Genomic DNA, 21,177 nt, shown 5'->3' on the forward strand with positions numbered 1-21,177 from the left:
AAACGACCGGACACCGGCATGCATATCGGAATCATCGGCACCGGCGTCGTCGGCGCGGCAACGGCCGCCTGGCTGCAGCGCGACGGCCACAGTGTCACCTTCTTCGACCCGAAGGAGGCCGGCGAGGCCTGTTCCTTCGGCAACGCCGGATCGCTGTCCCCCAGCGCGGTGCTGCCCGTGGCCATGCCCGGCATGTGGAAACGGGTTCCGAAATGGCTGCTCGACCCGGATGGGCCGCTGGTGATCCGCAGCCATTACCTGCCCACCGTCCTGCCCTGGCTGATGCGATTCCTGCGTTATGCCAACGAACGGGAGGTCACCCGGATCGCCACCGCGATGCGCGGCCTGCTGGCGCCGGTCTTCGATGCCTATACGCCGCTGCTGCAACGCGCCGGGGCAATGTCGCTGATGCGGCAGAACGGCTGTCTCTATGTCTATTCCTCGCGCGCATCGGCGCAGAAATGGTCCTGGGGCGCCAACCTGCGCCGCAGCCTGGGTGTCGAGATGCAGGAGTTGGAGGCCGAAGAGCTGTTCGAACTGGAGCCCGATCTGCGCGGCTCGTTCGGCTTCGGCCAATTCGCCCCCGACAACGGCTCAACCCCCGACCCTTCGGCGCTGGTCAAGGCGATCTACGGCCAGGCGCTGACCGATGGCGCCAGCCACATCCGCGCCCGCGTCACCGGGTTTCGCAAGACCGGCTCCCGTGTCGATGCGCTGCGGCTGGACGACGGCCGCGAGGTGGCGGTGGATGCGGTGGTGATCGCCGCCGGCGCCTGGTCTGGGCAGCTGACCCGGATGCTGGGCGCCAGGGTTCCGCTGGAAAGCCAGCGCGGCTATCACGTCACCGTCACCGATCCCGGTGTCACCCTCAATCGCAACGTGATGGCGGTGGAGCAGAATATCATGGTCAACCCGATGTCGATGGGGCTGAGGCTGGCCGGCACGGTGGAACTGGCCGGGCTGAAGGCGGCGCCGAACTATGCCCGGGCCGAGTCGCTTCTGACCGTGGGGCGCACGATGTTTCCGAAGATGCGCCCAGACCCGCATACCGTCTGGATGGGGCACCGTCCCTGCATGCCCGATTCCATGCCGGTGATCGGCCGGGCGCCGAAGGTCGAAAACGCCTGGCTCGGCTTCGGCCATGGCCATGTCGGCATGTGCGGCGGCGCCACCACCGGGCGCGAGCTGGCCAATCTGATCTCCGGACGCGCGGCGCAGGTCGATCTCAGCGCCTTCGCCCCCGACCGCTTCGGCCTGTTGCCATGACCGGCGCCGAGATGACTGAATACCCAGAAGGCCCGCAAAAGGGTCGATTTCCAGCAGAAACGGAGGTTTCGAAATGCGTAGACACTTTCTGAAAGGGCTTGGCGCAGCAGCGCTGGCGCTGACCACCGGGCTCGGCCCCTCGGCGGTCCTGGCCGCCGACAGCTATCCCGACAAGCCGATCACCATCGTGGTGCCCTTCCCGCCCGGCGGCTCGACCGACCTGCTGGCCCGCAAGATCGGCGAGGCGATTTCCGGCCCGCTCGGCCAGCCGGTGGCGGTGGAGAACCGCGGCGGCGCCGGCGGCACCGTCGGCGCCAACTATGTCGCCAAATCCGATCCCGACGGCTACACCCTGCTGATGGGCGTCACCGGCTCCAACGCGATCAGCGCGGCGCTGCGCGACGACCTGCCCTACAGCCCCACCGCCGATTTCGATCCGGTCAGCATCGTGATCTCCTCGCCGCTGGTGCTGGTGGTCAATTCCGAGAGCGATTTCAAGTCGGTCGAAGACGTGATCGCCTATGCCAAAGCGAACCCCGACACCTTCACCCACGGCACCCCCGGCGTCGGCACCTCGATGCATATGGCCGGCGAGCTGTTCGCTCTGGAATCCGGCACCAAGCTGGTCCACGTCCCCTACAAGGGCTCGGCCGCGGCGCTGCAGGATCTGCTGGGCGGCCGGATCGACGCCATGTTCGGCGACATCCTGGTGACCTCCGAATACATCAACTCCGGCCGACTGCGCGCGCTCGGCGTTACCGGCACCCAGGAGCACTATCTGCTCAAGGACGTGCCGACCATCGCCGAGGCCGGCCTGCCCGGCTATGCCGCCTTCTCCTGGCAGGGGGTTTTCGCCCCGGCCGGTACGCCGCCCGAAGTGCTCGACAAGCTTTACGCTGCCATCGACGCGGCGCTGAAAACCGATGAGCTGCAGGCGATCTTCAAGGAGCGCGGCTTCCTGGTCGAAGGCATGCCGCCTGCGAAATCCAAGGCTTTCATCGCCGCCGAGGTCGAGAAATGGACCGGCGTTGTCGACGCGGCGGGGCTGAAGAAGTAACACTCCCCGACTGAGGGCCCGGCCCCGTCTTCGGGCGGACCGGGCCCGCCTTTTTCGATATCGTCCACCGCGATCTCCCTCCCCGAGTGCGCATCGGAGCGCCGCCCGTGATCAAATCCTCTCTCCTCTCCTATCTGCCCGGTGCCGTCGTCGTGCTGGGCGGCCTCCTGTTCGCGCTCGGCGCCGCAAGCTATCCGCTGGGCACGCTGCTGCGCCCCGGCCCGGGGTTCTTCCCGATGGTGATCGGCGTCGCGCTGGCGCTGATGGGGCTCGGGGTGCTGGCGGAAACCCGGCGCAGCCGCGCCGCCGCCGGCGCCGCGGACGAGCCCTTCGCCTGGCGCGCGGTCCTCTTCACCGTGGCCAGCGTTCTGGTCTTCGCCTTCAGCGTCGAGCGGATCGGTTATGTTCCCGCCGCGCTGCTGCTGATCGCCATCGCCGGCCTGGCCGAACGCCGCAGTGACTGGCCAGCCCTGTTACTGGTGGCGCTGTTCATGGCGGTCTTCGGCACGCTGGTGTTCATCTGGGGCCTTGGCCTGCCCCTCAAAGCCGTCGGAGCGTCGTGATGGATTTGCTGCAGGGCATCGAAACCGGTATTCTGACCGCCTTCACCTGGCATGCGCTGATGTATTGCTTCATCGGCGTCAGCGTCGGCACCTTCGTCGGAGTGCTGCCGGGGATCGGCGCGCTGGCGGCGATCTCCCTGGCGCTGCCGCTGACCTATTACCTCGACCCCACCGACGCGCTGATCATGCTGGCAGGCATCTTCTACGGCGCGCAATACGGCGGCTCCACTGCCTCGATCCTGCTGAACCTACCCGGCACCGCCACCGCCGCGATCACCTGCCTGGACGGCTATCCGATGGCGCGGCAGGGAAAGGCGCCGCTGGCGATCTTCGTCACCGCCATCAACAGCTTCGTCGGCTCCTCCATCGCCATCGTTCTGGTGATGGGCTTCGCCCCGCTGATCGCGGAATTCGCGCTGGAATTCGGGGCGGAGGATTATTTCGCGGTGATCCTGCTGGGGCTTGTCGCCGCCTCGACCATGACCCTGGGCTCGCCCTTCAAGGCGCTGGCGATGGTGGTCTTCGGGCTGGCGCTGGGGATGGTGGGCACGGATGTGAACACCGGCCAGTTCCGCTTCACCTTCGGCGCCTTCGAGCTGGCCGATGGCTTCAGCCTGGTGGCTGTCGCCATGGGCCTTTTCGGCGTGGCCGAGATCATCGCCAACATCGGCCAGCCGCAGGGGGTGCTGCAGAAGGTCGGCCGCATCCGTTTCACCGACATGCTGCCCACCCGATCCGAGTGGAAGCAGATCGCCTGGCCGACGCTGCGCGGCTCTGCCATCGGCTCGTTCATCGGGGCGCTGCCCGGCACCGGCCCCGGCATCGCCTCGCTGATGGCCTATGCCACCGAAATGCGGCTGTCGAAGACACCGGAGAAATTCGGCAAGGGCGCGCTGGAGGGGATCTCCGCCCCCGAAGCCGCCAACAACGCCTCCGTTCAGGCCGCCTTCATCCCCACCCTCAGCCTCGGCATTCCAGGCGATGCGGTGGTTGCAGTGTTGATGGGGGCAATGATCCTGCACGGCATCACGCCCGGCCCGAACCTGATCAACGACCAGCCGCAGATGTTCTGGGGGCTGATCATCAGCTTCTGGGTTGGCAACCTGCTGCTGCTGGTTCTGAACATCCCGCTGATCGGGCTCTGGGTCAAACTGCTGAGCATCCCCTATCACCTGCTCTATCCGGGCATCCTGATCTTCATCTGCCTCGGCGTCTATTCTGCCGACAACAATGTCTTCGATATCTTCGTGGTGCTGGGCTTCGGCATCCTCGGCTATCTGATGCGGCGCACCGGCTTTCCCGCCACGCCGGTTCTGCTGGGCTTCATCCTGGGCCCGATCCTGGAGGAGAACTTCCGCCGCGCCATGCTACTGTCGAAAGGCGATCTGATGGTGTTCTTCGAAAGCCCGATCAGCGCCACCTTCATGGGGCTGAGCCTGCTGTTCATCGCCTCGGTCTTCATGCCGGGGCTGCGGGCGCGGCTGGCGCGGCGCAGCCCGAAGTTTTCGGAAGACGACGACTGAGACTTCGGCAGGCGCCCCCATCCGCCCGCCGATCCCCCTCAGGGCCCCGCATCCATCCCGGTGCGGGGCCTTTTTCACCTACTCCAGCGTACCGTAGCCGGCGCCGCCCGAGCTTTCGATCACCAGCCGGTCGCCCCGGTCGAGCGTTACCGCCGAGCGCGCGGTCAGTTCGATCCGCTCGCCCCCCTTGCGGATCACCGTCGCCGCCGAGCCCCGGGGCGAACCGCCGCCGCGCGCCCCCCGGGCCACCCGGGCAAAGCGTTCGCCGCGGATCGAGGCGGCGATGCCATCGGTCAGCGCCTCGTATTCCCGCCGGGCCCCGTCGCCGCCACGGAACCGCCCCGCCCCGCCGGAGCCGCGCCGGCGCTCGGCCGAGATCAACCGCATCGGCACCATGGCTTCCAGCGATTCCGCCGAGATGTTCATCGCATTGCCGACGTCGGTGGAAATCGCCGCGGCACCATCCGCATGCGGGCCGCCCCCAGCACCGCCGGCGACGATCTCGGTCGACAGAAACGGGGTGCCGTCGTCATCCACCCCGGAAAAGGCGATCACATAGGACATGCCAGAATTGGCCGCCGGCATCCGCGCGCCATCGGCCTCGGCCAGCGCCTGCAGGACCGCGGAGGTGATGCAGCGCACCATGTTCATCCGGGCGTTCACCGCAGCCGGCGGGCTGGCGTTCACCACGCTGGCCTCCGGCAGCTTCAACTCGATCCGCCGCAGGATGCCACCGTTTCTCAACGCCGCCTCTCCCAGCAGCGTCAGCAACCCGTAGAACACCGCCGACAAGGGTCCGGAGCGGACGCAGTTCACCGGCGCCCGGACCTGAGGCGAGGAGCCGGCGAAGTCGGCGATCAGCCGGCCGTCGGAAAATCGGATCGCCACCTCGGCCGCGCAGGGGCCGAGCTCTGGCACCGGGTCGAGCGCATCGGCGCCGCGGAACGGTCCCGCCGCCAGGGCGGAAAGCTGGTCGATCGTCTCCGCCTCGGCCCGGTCCAGCAACGCTCCGATCGCCGCGAGGAAGCCATCGGTGCCGAAATCCGCCGCCAGCCGGCGCAGGCCGATCGCGGCGCTGTGGCCGGCGGCCAGCTGGGTTTCCAGATCGCCGACCACCACATCCGGCGCGCGGGAGGCGAAGCGGATCAGGTTTTCGAACTCGCGCCCGAAGGCACCGCCCTGCCCGGCCCGCATCGGCGGCAGCCTGAGCCCTTCGTGATAGATCTCGGTGGCGTCCGGCGGCACCGATCCCGGCCGGGTGCCGCCGATGTCCTGATGGTGCAGCAGGCTGGCCGTCATGGCGATCAGCCGGTCGCCCTCGAACACCGGCTGGACCACCGCAATATCGGGCAGATGGGTGCCGCCCGAAAACGGATCGTTGGTGACGAAGATATCGCCGGGTCGCATGCTGTCGGCAGGGTAGTCGCGCAGGATCGCCCCCACTGCGCCGGGCAAGGCGCCCAGGAGCAGCGGGATCGCCTCGGCCAGGGCCAGCAGCTCGCCCCCCGGGGTGAACAGCGCGCAGGAGGTATCGGCGCCCTCGCGCACCACCGGCGAGACGGCGCAGCGCAACAGCGTTTGCTGCATGGTTTCGGCCAGACCGTCGAGCCGCAGTTGCAGGATGATCAGGGGATCGGTCATGACGGGCTCCTTTGCAGCAGATAGGCCTGATCCGACGTCTCCAGATGCCAGCCCTGCGGCAGCCATATGGCGCCGGCCTCGGTGCCGATCAGCGCCGGACCTTCGGCAGCGACTGCCCCGCAGGCCAAGCGATTGACCGAAGCTTTGACAGGGGCGGCGGCCGGCAGCGGCGGCAACGCCGCGCGGGCGTCGCGATGAACCGCGATCTGAAAGAGATGTCCCGGCCCCGGCGGCGCGATGCCATAGGCGGCACGATACCGGGCGGCGAACGTGTCCGCCACCTCGGCGGCGGAGACCGGGCGCCTATCCAGGCCGAGCGCCATCGGATGCATCTGCCGCAGCGGCGCCAGGGTGAAGCTGTAGCGGGCCGGCGCCGCGCCCGGCGCCGCCGCCTCCAGCGCATCCAGCCGGGCGGCCAGCGCGCTGTCGGTCAGATCGCGCAGCGGCAGATCGATCCGCTCCAGCGCCTCGGTGCGACGGGCGGCCTCGGCCAGACCGATGGCGCCGGAGGCCCCCGGCGCGCGGGGCAGCGTCACCTGCGTCAGCCCCATGGCGGCGGCGATCTCCGCCGCCAGCAGCGGCCCGGCCCCGCCCATCACCACCAGCTCCGCCCGGGTCGGATCGACATTGCGGCGGGTGGCATAACGGGTCAGCTCCAGCGCCATCAGATCGGCGGCGGCTGCCACGATCTCGCGGGAGAGTGCCTCGACCGGCACCGCCCCGGCGAAGGCGGTCAGCCGCGCGGCCGCCCCCTCCACCGCCGGCACCCGATCCAGCACCGACAGCGCGTCGTCCAACCTCGGCGCCGCGCCGGTCCCGTCGAACCGCAGCCCACGGTCGGTGCGGCGCAGGCCGCAGGCGCCGCCCAGCGGCACGCTCACCAGATCGACGGTCGGCAGCCGTAGCGGCACCCCGGCGATCAGACCCTGCTCCGCCGCCACCGGATCGCCGCCGCGCGCCATCGACATATCCGCGCTCTGCGATCCGATATCGACCGCCAGGGTGACTGCCGGCCGCTGCAGCGCCGCTGCCGCCCGGGCGGCTACCGCCGGCGCCCCGGTCAGCAGAACCGCGTGCTGCATCGCGGTCGCCGCCGCCGGCACCAGCACGCCGCGCCCGTCGCCATAGAGCAGCTCTCCGGCAAAGCCCGCGGCCCGCAGCGCCGCGTCCAGCGCCGCCGCCTCCGCCCCGGAGGTCGCCGTCACCCAGGCGTCGAGCAGCACCGAAACCGTGCGTTCGTATTCGCGCGGTGCCGGATCGACCCGGTGCGACAGGCTGATCGCGATCCCCGGCAGCGCGGCGCGGATCGCCTCGGCTGCGCGCAGCTCGTGATCCGGATTGAGATGCGCGAAGACAAAGCAGAGCGCCACCGCCTCGACCCGCCGCTGCCGCAGCGCCGCGATGGCGGCGGCCAGGTCGGCTTCGGACAGCGGCGCCACCTCCGCCCCGCGGGCGTCGAGCCGGCCGCCGGCCTCGTGGATATCCTCCGGATCGACCAAGAACACCGGCGCCGGAGAACGCGCCACCGGATCGTAGAGCGCGACGCGGTTCTGTCGTCCCAGTTGCAGCGTATCGCCGAACCCCCGCGTGGTCAGCAACGCCACCCGGGCCGGCCGCCGGGCCAGCAACGCATTGAGCGGCGCGGTGGTCACCAGCCGGATCTCCTCCAGCCCCGCCGGGTCCAGCGCCAGTGCCGCAAGCCCCGCCGCCAGTACCTCTGCCGCCGGGCCGGACATGGGCTGTTTCACGATCCTCAGCCCGGTGTCGTCCCAGGCCACGAAATCGGCGAAACGGGCACCGAAATCCACCGCCAGCCGGGTCATGCCGCGCCCCATTCGATGCGCACCGGCGTGGCAAGATCGAGAAATTCGGTATCGCCGGCGCGATCCGCAGCCTTCCACATCAGCGAGGCGAAACAGGCCGGCCGGTCGAGCGCGACGATGCCATGATGCCAGAGCCCGGGGGCATAGGTCACCACATCCCGGGGCCCGGCGACGAAGGCCAGCGGCGGGGCCTCCGGCCCCTCCGGCCAGACCGCGACAAGCCAGCGGGCGGCGCCCATCGGGCAGAACAGCTGCGACGATCGCGGGTGCCGTTCGATCACCCGGGCGTCGAGCGGGCCCGGCTCAGGCTCGACCTCGTAGAAATCCAGCGTCGCATCCGGCGCGGCGGCGAGGTGGTCGAAGACGGTGGAGCTCTTACTCAGCCGGACGCCGCCGCCGCGAATGGCCTTGACCTCGCCCAACCCGGGGCGGGCGACATGGCCGAAGGGCGCAAAGGCCTCGGGCGTGAGCGGCCGGGCCACGATCGCCGAAGCGGCGTGAGAAAGAGGGGGCTGGGACATCTTGACGTCTCCGAAATCAGGACTGGGGCCCGCCGGCGGCGGGAAAGGAATAGGGGAAGGCCGGCGACATCCGGCGCCCGTCCCCGGGCGCGGCGAAGGGGCGGCGAACGGAGGGGCGGTGGGCGGCCGCGCGGGCCCGGCTCATCCCAGCACCGGCGCGATCTGGCCGGCGTAGCGGTGCAGCACCTCGATCACCGCCTCGCGCCGCTCCGGCGGCAGGTCGCCCTTGGGTTCGGAAAGACCGAGCGCCGCCTGGGCGGTGCCCAGCCGTCCGACCGGCACGGCGATGCCGATGGCACCGGCCTCGAACTCGCCATCAACGACGCTGGCGCCCGCTGTGCGGCAGTCGGCCACCGCCGCGGCGACCCGGTCGCGATCCATCAGCGTCTCCGCGGTCAGCGGCTCCAGCGGTGCGGTGCGGATCATTTCCGCCGCCCACTGGCTGTCGCCCCAGGCCAGCAGCATCCGCCCGATCGAGGTGCTGAGCAGCGGCAGCCGGCTGCCAACAGTGAAACCGAAGGTATAACGGGTGTTCTGCTGCGAGCTCTGCGCGACATAGACCGCTTCGGAGCCGTCGCGCATCGCCAGGCCGACGCTGTGGCCCAGCTCACGCGCGCACATCTCGATCAGCGGCTGCACCAGCCGGCCGAACTGATTGCCACGCAGGAAGCCGCCGCCCAGCACCAGCACATGCGGCGTCAGGGAATAGCGGTTCTCCTCCTTGCGGACATAGCCCAGGTGCACCAGCGTCAGCACCAGACGGCGCACCACGGCGCGTTCGATATGGGTCAGGCGCGAGATTTCGGCCAGCGTCAGCCGCGAATGGTTTTCGTCGAAGGCCCGCAGGACCGTCATCCCCTTCAGAAAGGTCAGGGAGATATCCTTGGTCGGGATTTCTGTCTGCACGGTGTCTTGCCTCTTCATCTGGTTGTCGCACCATGACGTCCATAATATGTGCAGTCGATGCATTTTTCGGTGCGATAATCGTACTTACCGTCCAAATCGATTGACCGTGCCTATCCATTAGACGAATTGGTGCATTATCGCACAATAAGGCGAGCAAGCGACCCGAAACGGCGGCTTGCCAAAGCCATTCCGACACGGAGAACCGGATAGCAATGCTGAAGAAACTTGCCCTTACGGGCGCACTCGCGCTGGGGGCCGCCGCGCCCCTCCACGCCAAAGACACCCTGCGCTTCGCCCATTTCATGTCGGCCGCAAGCTGGCAGAATCAGGTGATTTTCGAGGATTGGGCCAAGGCTGTCGAAGACGAGGCCGGCGCCGACAATGTCGACGTTCAGGTCTTCCCCGCGCAGACGCTGGGCAAGGCCGCCGCCGGCTATGACAACGCCGTCACCGGCATCGCCGATATCGCCTGGGCGGTTCCCGGCTATACCGCCGGCCGCTTCCCGCTGGCCCAGATCATGGAGCTTCCGGGCCTGTTCAAGACCGGCGCCGTCGGCTCCTGCGCCTTCCAGAAACTCTATGATTCCGGCGCGCTTGACGAGGAGTTCAAGGACACCCATGTGATCTTCGTCCACACCCACGATCCGGGGCACCTGCACACCGCCAAGGTTCCGGTGCGCACGCTGGAAGAGCTCAAGGGACTGAAGCTGCGCCGCCCGACGCAGGTGGTCGGCGGCCTGCTGGAAGAGCTGGGCGCGGAACCGGTCGGCATGCCGGCACCGAACACCTATGAATCGCTGCAGCGCGGGGCCATCGACGGCTACATGCTGCCCTGGGAAAGCGTCGACAGTTTCCGCCTGGACGAGCTGACCGAATATCACACCGTGTTCGGCTTCTACGCGCTGGCCTTCGTCGCCACCATGAACAAGGCGAAATACGACTCGCTCTCGCCCGAGGTGAAAAAGGCCGTCGACGACAACACCGGCATGAAATGGGCCGTCACCGCCGGCGGCGGCTATGACGAGGCCGGCGCCAAGACGCTGGCGCGGCTGGAAAAGGAATCCACCGTCATCACCCTCGACGATGCCGAACGCGCCCGCTGGGATGCTGCCGCGCAGACCGCCTCCGACGCCTATATCGCCGAGCTGAACGCCAAGGGTCTGCCGGGGACCGAGACCTATGCCGCCGTCAAGGGCTATGTCTCGGCCTGCGAAGCCGAACTGAACTGATCGCTTCCGCTGATCGGGCGGGCCGTGCGGATGCGGCCTGCCCCACCCCCTGTTGTCGCTGTCACGGGACCCGCCATGATCATCCCCCTCATTCGACGGCTGTCCGGCTGGATCGAAGCCGCCTGCATCGCCCTGGCGGCGGTGGCCCTGGCCTATATGGTCTTCGTGGTCGGGTTTAACGTGCTGGCCCGGATCGTCTTCGATCTGACCGACACCGCCATCAATTTCATGATCCCCGGCGCCATCGAGCAAGTGTCCTACCTGCTGGGTCTGATCGCGCTCGCGGCGCTGACCGCCTCGATGAGCGGCGGCATGATCGCGGTCGACATTCTTGTCGGCCGGCTGCCCGGGACGTTGCAAATCCTGATCGCGCGGCTGTGGTTCGTCGCCATCATCGTCTTCGCCCTGACCCTGAGCTGGCTGTTCTACCACGAGACGCTCGCCACCTTCGCGCGGCAGGAGGAGACCCAGGATTTGCGGTTGCCGATGTACCTGATTTACGGGCTTTACACGCTGGAAAGCCTGGCCCTTGCCGTGGTGGCGCTGCGCGAGGCGCTGACCAACCGCGGCCAGCATGCGGAGCTTTCGTGATGACCCCTTTGCTGGTCGGCTATATCTCCATCGCCGTGATGTTCGTCGCCGTGCTTCTGGGCGCCCCCATCGGTCTGGCCATGATCGGCGTCGGTTTCGCCGGCTTCTCCGCCATCATCGGCATCACCCCGGCACTGAGCGTGCTGAAGACCGCCACCTATGAGACCATCACCAGCTATTCCTTCACCCTGATCCCGCTGTTCCTGCTGATGGGCAACCTGATCTCGCGCTCCGGCGTGGCGGCGGATCTGTTCCGCGGTTCGCTGCGGCTGACGCGTGGCTGGTCGGGTGGGCTGGCGGCGGCCGGCGTCACCGCCTCGGCGGTGTTCTCCACGGTCTCGGGCTCCTCGCTCGCCACCGCCTCCACCATGACGCGGGTGGCTCTGCCGGAGATGCGCGCGCATGGCTACGACATGCGGCTGGCGACCGGATCGCTCGCCGCCGGGGGGACGCTGGGCATCCTGATCCCGCCGTCGATCGCGCTGATGCTCTATGCGCTGATCACCGAACAATCGGTGGGCGACATGTTCCTTGCCGGCATCCTGCCGGGGGTGCTGGCCTATCTGCTGTATCTGGTGACGATCCTGATCATGGCGCGGCTGTGGAAACCCGGCAGCCCCGATCCCGCCGCTTCCGCCGCGGTCCAGAGCCAGGTGCCGACCCCGGGCCGCCGGTTCGAGACGCTGCGCCTCTTCGCGCCGTCGCTGGTGCTCTTCGGTCTGGTGATGGGCGGGCTTTACGGCAATCTCTTCACCCCGACCGAGGCCGGCGGCGTCGGTGCGGCGCTGGCGCTGCTCTATGCGCTGAAGCGCCGGATCCCCCGCAAGGAGCTGATCGCCGCCTTCACCGAAACCATCGCCACCACCGGGTCGATCTTCCTGATCCTGATCGGAGCGGAGGTCTTCGGCTTCGTGCTGACCACCTCGCAGCTGTCCTCGGCGCTGGTCGATTTCCTGACCCAGAACGGGTTCTCGCCCTGGCAGGTGATGGCCGGCATCCTGATCTTCTACGTCATCCTGGGCTGTTTCATGGAAAGCCTGGCAATGATCCTGCTGACGGTGCCGATCTTCTTTCCGGTCATCCTGGCCAACGGTTTCGATCCGATCTGGTTCGGCGTCATCGCCGTGGTGACGGTGGAACTGGGGCTGATCACGCCGCCGGTGGGGATGAACCTCTTCATGGTGAAAAGCGCTTCGCGCGGGCTGAAGCTGGAGACCATCATGGTCGGTGTCGTCCCCTTCGTGCTGAGCGATCTGATCCGCCTCGCCATCCTGCTGGCCTTCCCCGCCATCTCGCTTCTACTGACGGGGCGCCTCTAGGCGTCCCGCGGACTAACAAGAATGAATGACGCTTTCGCATGCGCAATGACAGAATCCACCAGCCGTGCGATAATACACCAAAATAGGATGTTGCGCCCGAACCGGGCGCCGCAGTCGATTTTGCCCCGCCCCGGATGTCCGCGCGCGACGTCCGGCTCAACAGAGACCCGGAACTCACATATCCTGACCTGCAAGGAAGCCAGAGGAGAGCCCCCCAATGATTAGCCAAGAGCTGAATGACAGCATCACCCGCGTCGGCCGCGGAACCGACGCCGGCGAGGTCCTGCGCCGGTACTGGCAGCCCGCCGCGCTGAGCGAGGAACTGAACGTCAAACGCCCGGTGGTGCCGGTGCGCCTGCTGGGCGAGGATCTGGTGCTGTTCCGCGACGAGGAAGGCAAACTGGGGCTGATCCAGCGCAACTGCCCACACCGCGGCGCCGACATGTGCTTCGGCCGGCTCGAAGACAACGGCCTGCGCTGCCCGTTCCACGGCTGGCATTTCAACCGCGACGGCCAATGCGTCGAACAGCCTGCCGAACCCGAAGGCAGCAAGATGCACGAACAGATCCGTGCCCGCAGCTATCCGGTGGTGGAACGCGCCGGTGTGGTCTGGGCCTATATGGGCCCGGGCGAAGCGCCCGCCTTCCCCGCCTTCGACTGTTTCGCCGCCCCCGACAGCCATGTCTTCGCCTTCAAGGGCCTGTGGGAATGCAACTGGCTGCAGGCGATGGAGGTCGGCATCGACCCCGCGCACGCCTCCTTCCTGCACCGGTTCCTGCAGGACGAGGACCCGGAAGACAGCTATGGCAAGCAGTTTCGCGACAAGGCGGTGAACACCGATATCCCGATGACCCGGTTGCTGCGCGAATTCCCCCGCCCCGAGGTGCGCGCGGAAGAGACCGATTTCGGCCTGAAGATCACCGCGCTGCGCGATCTGGGCGATGGCCAGGTGCATGTGCGCATCACCAACCAGATCTTCCCCGAGGCGATCTGCATCCCGATGTCGCGCGAGATGACCATCACCCAATGGCATGTGCCGATCGATGACGAGAACTGCTACTGGTATTCGATCTTCACCAGCTTCGACAAACCGGTCGACAAGGAGCTGATGCGCGAGCAGCGGCTGAAGGAACACACCCTGCCCGACTACGCCCCGGTCAAGAACAAGCGCAACAACTACGGCTACAACCCCGAGGAACAGGCGACCGAGACCTATACCGGCATGGGGCTCGACATCAACGTGCACGACCAGTGGGCGGTGGAGAGCATGGGCGCGATCCAGGACCGCACCGACGAGCATCTGGGCAAGTCCGACACCGCGATCATCCGCTATCGCCGCATGCTGCGTGCCGCGATCGCCGCGGTGAAGGACGGCCGCGATGCCGATCTGCCGATGCAGAGCACCGATCTCGACGCGATCAAGGGGCCGATCTCGATCGACGCGATTGCCGCCGATGGCGATATCGACAAGGCCTATGTGACCGAGGACAAGGCCCGGCGCGACCATTGCAGCTGGACCACCGCGCTGGAAGCGGCGGAATAACGGCACCGACGACGTTTGGCGGCGGGCCCCTTTCGGGGGGCCCGTTGCCGTGGCCTAGCCAAGACATGAGCCCCGAAGGAAGCGCGCAAATGACATCCGCATATCTCGAAAGCATCGGCAACGGACGGCTCGCCCGGGAGGGGTTGCTGAGCGAAGACGCAGCCCATCAGGCCGCCGCCGTGCTGGAGCGGCTGGATCAGGCCCCCCTTGAGACGATCCGCATCGTCTTTGCCGATCAGCACGGTATCCTGCGCGGCAAGACCATCGCCGCCGGCGCGCTGGCCTCGGTGTTCCGTTCGGGGCTGAACCTGCCGGGCACCCTGCTGCTGAAGGATACCTCGAACCGCACCGTCTTCCCGGTCTGGGACGGCCCCGGCACCGGGCCGCTGGCCAGCATGACCGGCGCCGGCGACATGCTGCTGGTGCCCGATCCCACGACCTTCCGCGTGCTGCCCTGGAGTTCGCATTCGGCCTGGATGTTCTGCGATCCGGTCGCCAGCGACGGCTCCGCCCTGCCCTTCGCGCCGCGTCCGGTGCTGCGTCGGGCGATCGACCGGTTGAGCGGGCTGGGATACGGGCTGACCGTCGGGCTAGAGGTCGAATTCCACGTCTTCGACCGGGTCGGCGATCCGCTCGGCCACCACGAGACCGGCATGCCCGGCCAGTCGCCGCAGACCCGTCTGCTGGACCAGGGCTATCAGTTCCTGTCGGAAAGCACCTATGACCGGCTGGAACCGGTAATGGACAAGCTGCGCCGCCAGGCCCAGGCGCTGGGGCTGCCGGTGCGCTCGACCGAGGTGGAGATGGGGCCGAGCCAGTTCGAATTCACCTTCGAGCCCGCCGATCCGCTGACCCATGCCGACAACATGATCATGTTCCGCACCATGGTGAAGGAGGTCTGTCACCGCGACGGCATGCATGCGACCTTCATGTGCCGGCCGCGGGTGGAGAACAGCGCCTCGAGCGGGTGGCACCTGCATCAGTCGCTGACCGACAGCGACGGCACCAACGTCTTCATGCCGCAGGCACCGGGAGAACTGCCCGCGATCGCCAGCGCCTGGATCGCCGGCGTGCTGGCCCATGCCAAGGAAAGCTGCCTGCTGACCACCCCGACGGTGAACGGCTACAAACGCTATCAACCGTTCCAGCTGGCGCCCAACCGCATCGAGTGGGGCGAGGACAACCGCGGTGCCATGGTCCGGGCGCTGATGCGCGCCGGCGATGGCGCCAGCCGGATCGAGAACCGCGTCGCCGAACCCGCCGCCAACCCCTATTTCTACTTCGCCTCGCAGATCCTGTCGGGAGTGGCCGGGATCACCGGCGGGCTGACCGCCCCGGTGCCGGTGGAAACCCCCTATGGCGAGCAGTCGCAGGCGCTGCCGCCCAGCCTGATCGCCGCCATCGAGGCCTTCGAGGAGGGCAGCCTCTATCGCGACACGCTGGGCGACGATTTCGCCGACTACATGTCGGTGCTGAAACGGGCGGAGTGGAAACGCTATCTCTCCACCGTCTCGGAATGGGAACAGCGAGAGTATTTCGGCCTGTTCTGAACCGGCCCGGATCGCTCCCCTCAGACGGCAGAAAGGGCCGCCCCCTACCGGGGGGCGGCCCTTTTTCGATCCGCACGGGGATTTCCCCGGCGGGCTCAGGCGGTGGCGGTTTGCAGGATCTCGCCACGTTCGATCTGCAGCTCCTCATCGGCCACCTCGCGCAACAGCGCCGGGGTCGACTCGGTGATCAGCAGGGCCAGATCGGGGCGGTACTTGCGCAGCCGCGACAGGGTCCGGGCATATTCCAGCGCCAGCGCCGGGGCGAGCCCCTGGAAGGGTTCATCCAGAAACAGCACCTTGTCGGCCACCGTCAGCGCCCGGCCAAGGGCCACCATCTTGCCCTGGCCGCCGGAGACGCCGCCGCCCGGCCGCGCCCGCAGGTCCTTGAGCTGCGGCAGGAAATCGAACACCTGGTTCAGCCGTTCGCGGCGTTCCTCCGCCGGCAGCTTCAGCGCCAGCGTCGGCAGCAGGATGTTCTCCTCGATGGAGAAATCCGGGATCAGCCGCCGGTCTTCGGGGGCATAGCCGATGCCCATCCCGGCGCGCCGGTTGGCCGGCAGGTCCTGAATTTCCCGGCCTTCCAGCACCACCGTACCACTGATCCGCGGGATCAGCCCCATGATCGAACGCAGCGTGGTGGTCTTGCCGGCACCGTTGCGCCCGATCAGCACGGTACAGACGCCCGAGCGCAGCGACAGCGACAGATCGCGCAGCACCCGGGTGCCCTCGATCTCGACGTTGAGTTTATCGACAGTCAGCATCAGGCGACCCCCACCACGTTTTCCAGCACCCGCGGGTCCTTCATCACCTCGGCCGGCGCGCCCTCGGCCATCACCGTGCCGGCATTCCAGACCACGACACGATCGGCGTAATTCTCGACGATTTCCATGTCGTGTTCGACGAAGAGCGCGGTGACCCCGCGCGCCTTCATCGCCTTCATCAGCGTGTCCATAAGCGGGAACCGCTCCAGCGCACTGACGCCGCTGGTCGGCTCGTCCAGCAGCAGAAGCTGCGGCCGCAACGCCATCGCCACCGTCACATCGGCCAGTTTGCGCAGCCCCTCCGGCAGGGTGCCGGCGATGGTTTCGGCATGATCGCGCAGGTTCAGCAGCTCCAGCAGCTCCAGCGCCTCGGCCCGGTACTCGCGTCGGTCGAGCGGTCGCAGCGCCTGCCAGATCCCCTCCCGCGAGGCGATGGCCAGCATCACGTTCTCCACCACGGTGTGATCGGTGAAGAGCTGCGGGATCTGGAAGGCGCGCGCGATGCCCCGCCGGGCGATCTGGCGCGGCGCCATCCGGGTGATCTCCTTGTCGCCCAGCCAGACATGGCCCGAAACCGGCCGGATATAGCCGGTGCAAAGGTTCAGGAAGGTGGTCTTGCCGGACCCGTTGGGCCCGATGATGGCGACGAACTCCCCCTTGTTGAGCGTCAGGTTGACCCCGTCGGCGGCCTTGACGCCGCCAAAGGCCACTTCGAGGTTTTCGGCTTTCAGCAGAACGTCACTCACAGCGTCGGCTCCCCATCGGTGGATTTGCGCCCGACCAGGCGTTCGAAGAGACCGAAGAGCCCGCGCGGCAGGAAGAAGATCACCACCAGCAGCGCGATACCCACGATCATGTTCCAGGCCTCGGCGGCATAGCCCACCGCGACCGTATGCACGATCTCAAGGAAGACCGAGCCCAGGAACGGCCCGGCGATGCCGGCGATGCCGCCCAGAACCGCGGTCAGCACCAGATGGCCGGATTCGGTCCAGAAGGCGAATTCCGGCAGCACATGGCCGATCGACAGCGCCGCGATGGCGCCCCCCACCCCGGCCAGCGCAGCCGAAATGCCATAGGCGGTCAGCAACGTCGACCAGGCAGAGACGCCCAGGTATTCCAGCCGCACCTCGTTCGAGTGCACGGCAGAGAGCGCGTGGCCCAGCGGGCTTTTCAGATAGCGATGGACCAGATAGCCCAGCAGCGCCACCAGCACGATCGCGGTGTAATAGAGCAGCCCGTCGAAGCTGGATTTCTCCAGCGTCATGCCGAAGACCGTGGGCACCGCGACGCGCAGCCCGTCGGTGCCGCCGGTGATGCCATAGAGCTTGGAGGCCAGCGCGTAGATCACCATCGACACGGCGAGGTTCAGCATGGCGAAGAAGATCGCCCGGTAGCGCACCAGGAAGAGGCCGAAGAGCACCCCGAAAAAGGCCGATATCGCGGTGGAGCCGATGATCAGCAGCGCGAAATCGGTGATCCCCAGCGTCGTGGCCATGAAGGCCGCGGCATAGGCGCCGATGGCATAGAACATCGCGTGCCCGAGAGAGATCAGCCCGGCGCGCAGCAGCAGCGCCACGCCGAGCGCGGCAAAGCCCTTGGCGATGGCGATGGTCAGGACGAATTGCAGAAAGGGCAGCGCCAGTGGCGCGAGGGCCAGGATCAGCAGCGCTGCGGCGGTGACGAGAGCGGAGCGTTTCATTAGATCTTCCGGGTCGAGCCGCTGCCGAAGAGCCCGTAGGGCTTCACCAGCAGAACGGCGAGCATGACAAGATAGGGCGCGACGGCATCGAGCGAGGGGGCGAAATAGATCGCCAGCACCTTGGCCGCCGCGACGATGACCGAGGCGATGGCGGCGCCTTCGACCTGACCCAGCCCGCCGATGGCGGCAACGGCGAAGGCCAGAACCATGGTATCGGCCCCCAGCCCCGGCGACACGCCGGTGGTCGGCGTCGCCAGCGCGCCACCGAGCGCGGCCAGGAAGACCCCCAGGGTGAAGGCGATCATGAACATCCGTTTGGTGTCGATCCCCAGCGCCTCGGAAACCTCTCGGTCGGCCACCACCGCGGCCAGAAGCCGGCCGGTACGGCTGCGGGTGATGAAGATCCGCAGCGCGATCAGCAGCGCGGCGGCGAAACCGATCAGCAGCAGCTGGTAGTTCAGATAGACGATACCGCCGATCTCGGAGATGCCGAGCATCGCCATCGGCGTGTCCTGATAGACCGACTGCACCCCGAAGACGATGCGCTGCAGATCCTCCAGGATCAGAAACAGCGCGAAGGTTACCAGCACCTGCACCGCCTCGCTCTTGCCATAGGTCCAGCTCACCAGAGTTTTCTCCAGCAGCGGCCCCAGGATGGCGGCAACGACGGCGGCGGACAGGAAGAGCGCCGGAAAGGTCAGCCAGTCGGGCAGCCCGGCCCCGACGATCCACAGCCCGACAGAGGCGGCGACATAGGCGCCGATGGAATAGAAGCTGCCATGGGCGACATTGAGGATGCGCAGCACGCTGAAGACCAGCGTCAGCCCCACGGCAACGAAGAAGATGAGAGCCGCGTTGGCCAGGGCGTCGACGGCCAGCGGGATGAGGGTTTGCAGCATAGGTTTTGTCCGTTTCGGGCAGGACGCGCCCCGGTTGGTTCCGGCGCGCGCGGGCCCTTCCACGATACCACGCGGAAGGGCCGATCTTGGATCGTTTTACTTGTAGCTGCCGGGCTTCGGCATCGCCGCCAGGAACTCCGGCGTCAGCGACCCGATCCAGACCATCGGGTCCTCGCCTTCGGGCGGCAGCACCTTGGAGCCGTCGTAGCGGACCATATCGGTCAGCACCGGACCCTCGATCCCCTCGACGCTGCCGATGGTGCCGACGACCTGATCGACGATGCCGTCGTTATCGGCACGGAAGGTCATACTGCCGGTCAGGGTGTTGATGCTCATCCCCTCCATCGCCGCAGTGACCTGCTCCTTGCTCGGCCAGGCGCCGCCATTGGCCTCGATCGCCTGTTCATAGGCGGCCTTCATCACCACGAAGGCATTGGCCATCTTCATCGCCGGGAAGACCGGGTCCTTGCCGTATTTCTCCTGATAGGCGGTGGCGAACTCGGTCGCGCCCAGTTTCGCCGCATCCGGCGAACGCCACCAGCCGTCGCCCAGCACGCCGACGATCACGCCTTCGGGCATCGCCACATTGTTCATCGAGGATTCGCCCAGGGCGAAGACCGCCTGGCTCTGGCGGAACAGGCCGCGCGGCGCCGCCTGACGCACGAAGTTCTCAAGGTCCCCGCCCCAGAGGTTGGAGAAGATCACGTCCGGGCGCGCCGCCGACAGCCGCGAAATCTCGGTCTGATAAGTGGAGGAGCCCATTTTCGGGAAGAGTTCGGCCACCACTTCGGTGCCCGGCTTCAGCGATTTCAGCGTCGCCTTGACGATTTCGGCGGCGTCATGACCGAAGGAATAGTCGGGGTTTATGATCGCGACCCGTTTCACGTCCGGGTTCTTGTCCAGGAAATAGAGCACGTAGCTCATGAATTCCGCGATGGTATTGCCGTTCGGGCGGTAGAAGAACGGGTGATCCTCCTTGGCGAAGAGCTGGTGGGTATCGCAGTTCCAGCCCACAGTCGGCATCTTCATCTGATCGGCGATCGGAGCCAGCGCCAGGCAGTTGCCCGAGGACAGCGCGGCAATCATGAAATCGGTGGTCGGTTCCTCGCCCAGACGGCGATATTCCGAGATCACCCCCTCGGCGCCCTGCGCCTCGTCGACGAAGGTCGCCGAAACCGGCACACCGCCGATGCCACCGGCCGCGTTGATCTGTTCGATCATCACCTCGGCGCCCTGACGGCCCGGCATGCCATAGGCCGCAGCCGGCCCGGACAGGAAGGTGAAGACCCCGATATCGAAAGAATCGGGCTTGTCCTGCGCAAAGGCCGATCCGGCGGCCGCGGCAAGGGCGGAAGCTGCAGTCAGCGACCGCAGGGTGGACGAGAATTTCATGATTTTTTCCCTGTTCTCATCAGTTGTAGCGCGTCACGTTTCCCGATCCTGGACCGGTCCGGCTTTCGTTCGGGCCCCCTCACAAAAGCCTTGTGATATTTCACATAGTGATTATAAATTCGATCCTGTCAAGACGCTTCAAGGTCACGGGACGTCTCAAACCGCGGATGCCGCCGGAATGACCGCCCGAAGCCATTACCAAAAGGAAAGAGCATGCAGCTTGAGATGAAGATTGTGTCCCGGGACGGGGTCGAATCACTCAGCTTCACCCCCGAGACTCTGGTCATTGCGGGCTGGGCCGGGCGCGACAAGGATGCGATGGAGCATCATATCCAGGAGCTCGAAGCGCTCGGCGTCGCGCGCCCCAAGCAGACCCCGACCTATTACCGGGTCGGCGCCGCGCGGCTGACCACGGACAGCCGGATCGAAGCCTCCGGCGGCGCCTCCAGCGGTGAGGTCGAGCCGATGCTGTTCTGCCATGGCGGCACGCTCTATGTCGGCCTCGGCTCCGATCACACCGACCGCGAGGTCGAGGCCTATGGCGTCACCGTCTCCAAGCAGATGTGCGAAAAACCGGTCGCCGATACTGCCTGGCCGTTTGCCGAGGTCGCCGATCACTGGGACAGCCTGATCCTGCGCAGCTATATCCTCAAGGACGGCGAAAGACTGCTCTATCAGGAGGGTAAGGTGGACAGCCTGCTGGATCCGCGCGATACCGTCGCGGGTTACGGGGACGGAACGTTGCACGAGGACACCGTTCTTTTCTGCGGGACAATGCCGGCGATTGGCGGCATAAAAACCTCGCCCCGTTTCGAGGCTGAAATCGAGGATCCGATCCTGAACCGCAGGATCTCTTTCGGCTACGACATTGTTGAGATGCCCATCGCGGGCTGA

19 protein-coding genes are annotated in these 21,177 nt (G+C 67.0%); 10 read left to right on the plus strand and 9 right to left on the minus strand.

Translation table 11 applies throughout. The features are described 5' to 3' along the window. Nucleotides 1-18: 18 nt before the first annotated feature. The 4 genes from QO033_RS14240 (at nucleotide 19) to QO033_RS14255 (ending at nucleotide 4,409) form a co-directional block, all read left to right on the plus strand. A complete protein-coding gene (locus QO033_RS14240) occupies nucleotides 19-1,266 on the plus strand; it encodes an NAD(P)/FAD-dependent oxidoreductase (RefSeq protein WP_284481646.1) in 1,248 nt (415 codons plus the stop codon). 73 nt (nucleotides 1,267-1,339) lie between these two features. Further along, the gene (locus QO033_RS14245) at nucleotides 1,340-2,323 is read left to right on the plus strand and encodes a Bug family tripartite tricarboxylate transporter substrate binding protein (RefSeq protein WP_284481647.1); all 984 of its coding nucleotides are present in this window, start codon (nucleotides 1,340-1,342) and stop codon (nucleotides 2,321-2,323) included. A gap of 107 nt (nucleotides 2,324-2,430) precedes the next feature. Further along, nucleotides 2,431-2,886, plus strand: coding sequence for a tripartite tricarboxylate transporter TctB family protein (locus tag QO033_RS14250; RefSeq protein WP_284481648.1), 456 nt, complete (start codon nucleotides 2,431-2,433; stop codon nucleotides 2,884-2,886). Then, a complete protein-coding gene (locus tag QO033_RS14255; protein WP_284481649.1) occupies nucleotides 2,886-4,409 on the plus strand; it encodes a tripartite tricarboxylate transporter permease in 1,524 nt (507 codons plus the stop codon). Before QO033_RS14250 ends, QO033_RS14255 begins: the two co-directional genes overlap by 1 nt. 78 nt (nucleotides 4,410-4,487) lie before the next feature. Here QO033_RS14255 and QO033_RS14260 read toward each other — a convergent pair whose 3' ends face one another. The 4 genes from QO033_RS14260 to QO033_RS14275 all read right to left on the minus strand — a co-directional run bounded on the left by QO033_RS14260 (nucleotide 4,488) and on the right by QO033_RS14275 (nucleotide 9,318). Continuing rightward, nucleotides 4,488-6,050: a hydantoinase B/oxoprolinase family protein gene (locus QO033_RS14260; protein WP_284481650.1), complete on the minus strand. Its 1,563-nt coding sequence runs from the start codon at nucleotides 6,048-6,050 to the stop codon at nucleotides 4,488-4,490. After that, nucleotides 6,047-7,873 carry a hydantoinase/oxoprolinase N-terminal domain-containing protein gene (locus QO033_RS14265; protein ID WP_284481651.1) on the minus strand — a complete coding sequence of 609 codons (1,827 nt, stop codon included), beginning with the start codon at nucleotides 7,871-7,873 and terminating at the stop codon, nucleotides 6,047-6,049. The genes QO033_RS14260 and QO033_RS14265 overlap by 4 nt, the downstream gene beginning before the upstream one ends. Next, nucleotides 7,870-8,394, minus strand: a complete 525-nt coding sequence (locus QO033_RS14270; protein WP_284481652.1) for an ureidoglycolate lyase — start codon at nucleotides 8,392-8,394, stop codon at nucleotides 7,870-7,872. The genes QO033_RS14265 and QO033_RS14270 overlap by 4 nt, the downstream gene beginning before the upstream one ends. Before the next feature lie 141 nt (nucleotides 8,395-8,535). Then, nucleotides 8,536-9,318 carry an IclR family transcriptional regulator gene (locus tag QO033_RS14275; protein WP_284481653.1) on the minus strand — a complete coding sequence of 261 codons (783 nt, stop codon included), beginning with the start codon at nucleotides 9,316-9,318 and terminating at the stop codon, nucleotides 8,536-8,538. 194 nt (nucleotides 9,319-9,512) lie between these two features. On the opposite strand from QO033_RS14275, the gene QO033_RS14280 reads away from it, so the two are divergent. The 5 genes from QO033_RS14280 to QO033_RS14300 all read left to right on the plus strand — a co-directional run bounded on the left by QO033_RS14280 (nucleotide 9,513) and on the right by QO033_RS14300 (nucleotide 15,532). After that, nucleotides 9,513-10,529: a TRAP transporter substrate-binding protein gene (locus QO033_RS14280; RefSeq protein ID WP_284481654.1), complete on the plus strand. Its 1,017-nt coding sequence runs from the start codon at nucleotides 9,513-9,515 to the stop codon at nucleotides 10,527-10,529. A gap of 75 nt (nucleotides 10,530-10,604) precedes the next feature. Continuing rightward, nucleotides 10,605-11,120 carry a TRAP transporter small permease gene (locus tag QO033_RS14285; RefSeq protein ID WP_284481655.1) on the plus strand — a complete coding sequence of 172 codons (516 nt, stop codon included), beginning with the start codon at nucleotides 10,605-10,607 and terminating at the stop codon, nucleotides 11,118-11,120. Then, a complete protein-coding gene (locus QO033_RS14290) occupies nucleotides 11,120-12,439 on the plus strand; it encodes a TRAP transporter large permease (RefSeq protein WP_284481656.1) in 1,320 nt (439 codons plus the stop codon). Before QO033_RS14285 ends, QO033_RS14290 begins: the two co-directional genes overlap by 1 nt. A 217-nt stretch (nucleotides 12,440-12,656) precedes the next feature. Further along, a complete protein-coding gene (locus QO033_RS14295; protein ID WP_284481657.1) occupies nucleotides 12,657-13,982 on the plus strand; it encodes an aromatic ring-hydroxylating dioxygenase subunit alpha in 1,326 nt (441 codons plus the stop codon). 89 nt (nucleotides 13,983-14,071) lie between these two features. Continuing rightward, nucleotides 14,072-15,532, plus strand: coding sequence for a glutamine synthetase family protein (locus tag QO033_RS14300; protein ID WP_284481658.1), 1,461 nt, complete (start codon nucleotides 14,072-14,074; stop codon nucleotides 15,530-15,532). A 95-nt stretch (nucleotides 15,533-15,627) separates the two neighbouring features. On the opposite strand, the gene QO033_RS14305 is transcribed toward QO033_RS14300, so the two are convergent. The 5 genes from QO033_RS14305 to QO033_RS14325 form a co-directional block, all read right to left on the minus strand. Beyond that, nucleotides 15,628-16,293 carry an ATP-binding cassette domain-containing protein gene (locus QO033_RS14305; protein WP_284481659.1) on the minus strand — a complete coding sequence of 222 codons (666 nt, stop codon included), beginning with the start codon at nucleotides 16,291-16,293 and terminating at the stop codon, nucleotides 15,628-15,630. Beyond that, nucleotides 16,293-17,039, minus strand: coding sequence for an ABC transporter ATP-binding protein (locus QO033_RS14310; protein ID WP_284481660.1), 747 nt, complete (start codon nucleotides 17,037-17,039; stop codon nucleotides 16,293-16,295). Before QO033_RS14310 ends, QO033_RS14305 begins: the two co-directional genes overlap by 1 nt. Next, a complete protein-coding gene (locus tag QO033_RS14315; RefSeq protein WP_284481661.1) occupies nucleotides 17,036-17,992 on the minus strand; it encodes a branched-chain amino acid ABC transporter permease in 957 nt (318 codons plus the stop codon). The genes QO033_RS14310 and QO033_RS14315 overlap by 4 nt, the downstream gene beginning before the upstream one ends. Then, the gene (locus QO033_RS14320; RefSeq protein ID WP_284481662.1) at nucleotides 17,992-18,891 is read right to left on the minus strand and encodes a branched-chain amino acid ABC transporter permease; all 900 of its coding nucleotides are present in this window, start codon (nucleotides 18,889-18,891) and stop codon (nucleotides 17,992-17,994) included. Before QO033_RS14320 ends, QO033_RS14315 begins: the two co-directional genes overlap by 1 nt. A gap of 96 nt (nucleotides 18,892-18,987) precedes the next feature. After that, the gene (locus QO033_RS14325) at nucleotides 18,988-20,283 is read right to left on the minus strand and encodes an ABC transporter substrate-binding protein (RefSeq protein ID WP_284481663.1); all 1,296 of its coding nucleotides are present in this window, start codon (nucleotides 20,281-20,283) and stop codon (nucleotides 18,988-18,990) included. A 213-nt stretch (nucleotides 20,284-20,496) separates the two neighbouring features. Here QO033_RS14325 and QO033_RS14330 point away from each other — a divergent pair, with 213 nt between their 5' ends. After that, on the plus strand, nucleotides 20,497-21,177 hold the full coding sequence (locus QO033_RS14330; protein ID WP_284481664.1) for a DUF2848 domain-containing protein: 681 nt from the start codon (nucleotides 20,497-20,499) through the stop codon (nucleotides 21,175-21,177).

The sequence above is a fragment of the Pseudodonghicola flavimaris genome, assembly GCF_030164425.1.
GTDB lineage: Bacteria > Pseudomonadota > Alphaproteobacteria > Rhodobacterales > Rhodobacteraceae > Pseudodonghicola > Pseudodonghicola flavimaris.

Coding starts and splice junctions, on each gene's coding strand:
- QO033_RS14240 (WP_284481646.1), top strand. CDS start 19: ATGCATATCGGAATCATCGGCACCGGCGTCGTCGGCGCGGCAACGGCC.
- QO033_RS14245 (WP_284481647.1), top strand. CDS start 1,340: ATGCGTAGACACTTTCTGAAAGGGCTTGGCGCAGCAGCGCTGGCGCTG.
- QO033_RS14255 (WP_284481649.1), top strand. CDS start 2,886: ATGGATTTGCTGCAGGGCATCGAAACCGGTATTCTGACCGCCTTCACC.
- QO033_RS14260 (WP_284481650.1), bottom strand. CDS start 6,050: ATGACCGATCCCCTGATCATCCTGCAACTGCGGCTCGACGGTCTGGCC.
- QO033_RS14265 (WP_284481651.1), bottom strand. CDS start 7,873: ATGACCCGGCTGGCGGTGGATTTCGGTGCCCGTTTCGCCGATTTCGTG.
- QO033_RS14270 (WP_284481652.1), bottom strand. CDS start 8,394: ATGTCCCAGCCCCCTCTTTCTCACGCCGCTTCGGCGATCGTGGCCCGG.
- QO033_RS14275 (WP_284481653.1), bottom strand. CDS start 9,318: ATGAAGAGGCAAGACACCGTGCAGACAGAAATCCCGACCAAGGATATC.
- QO033_RS14280 (WP_284481654.1), top strand. CDS start 9,513: ATGCTGAAGAAACTTGCCCTTACGGGCGCACTCGCGCTGGGGGCCGCC.
- QO033_RS14285 (WP_284481655.1), top strand. CDS start 10,605: ATGATCATCCCCCTCATTCGACGGCTGTCCGGCTGGATCGAAGCCGCC.
- QO033_RS14290 (WP_284481656.1), top strand. CDS start 11,120: ATGACCCCTTTGCTGGTCGGCTATATCTCCATCGCCGTGATGTTCGTC.
- QO033_RS14295 (WP_284481657.1), top strand. CDS start 12,657: ATGATTAGCCAAGAGCTGAATGACAGCATCACCCGCGTCGGCCGCGGA.
- QO033_RS14300 (WP_284481658.1), top strand. CDS start 14,072: ATGACATCCGCATATCTCGAAAGCATCGGCAACGGACGGCTCGCCCGG.
- QO033_RS14305 (WP_284481659.1), bottom strand. CDS start 16,293: ATGCTGACTGTCGATAAACTCAACGTCGAGATCGAGGGCACCCGGGTG.
- QO033_RS14315 (WP_284481661.1), bottom strand. CDS start 17,992: ATGAAACGCTCCGCTCTCGTCACCGCCGCAGCGCTGCTGATCCTGGCC.
- QO033_RS14320 (WP_284481662.1), bottom strand. CDS start 18,891: ATGCTGCAAACCCTCATCCCGCTGGCCGTCGACGCCCTGGCCAACGCG.
- QO033_RS14325 (WP_284481663.1), bottom strand. CDS start 20,283: ATGAAATTCTCGTCCACCCTGCGGTCGCTGACTGCAGCTTCCGCCCTT.
- QO033_RS14330 (WP_284481664.1), top strand. CDS start 20,497: ATGCAGCTTGAGATGAAGATTGTGTCCCGGGACGGGGTCGAATCACTC.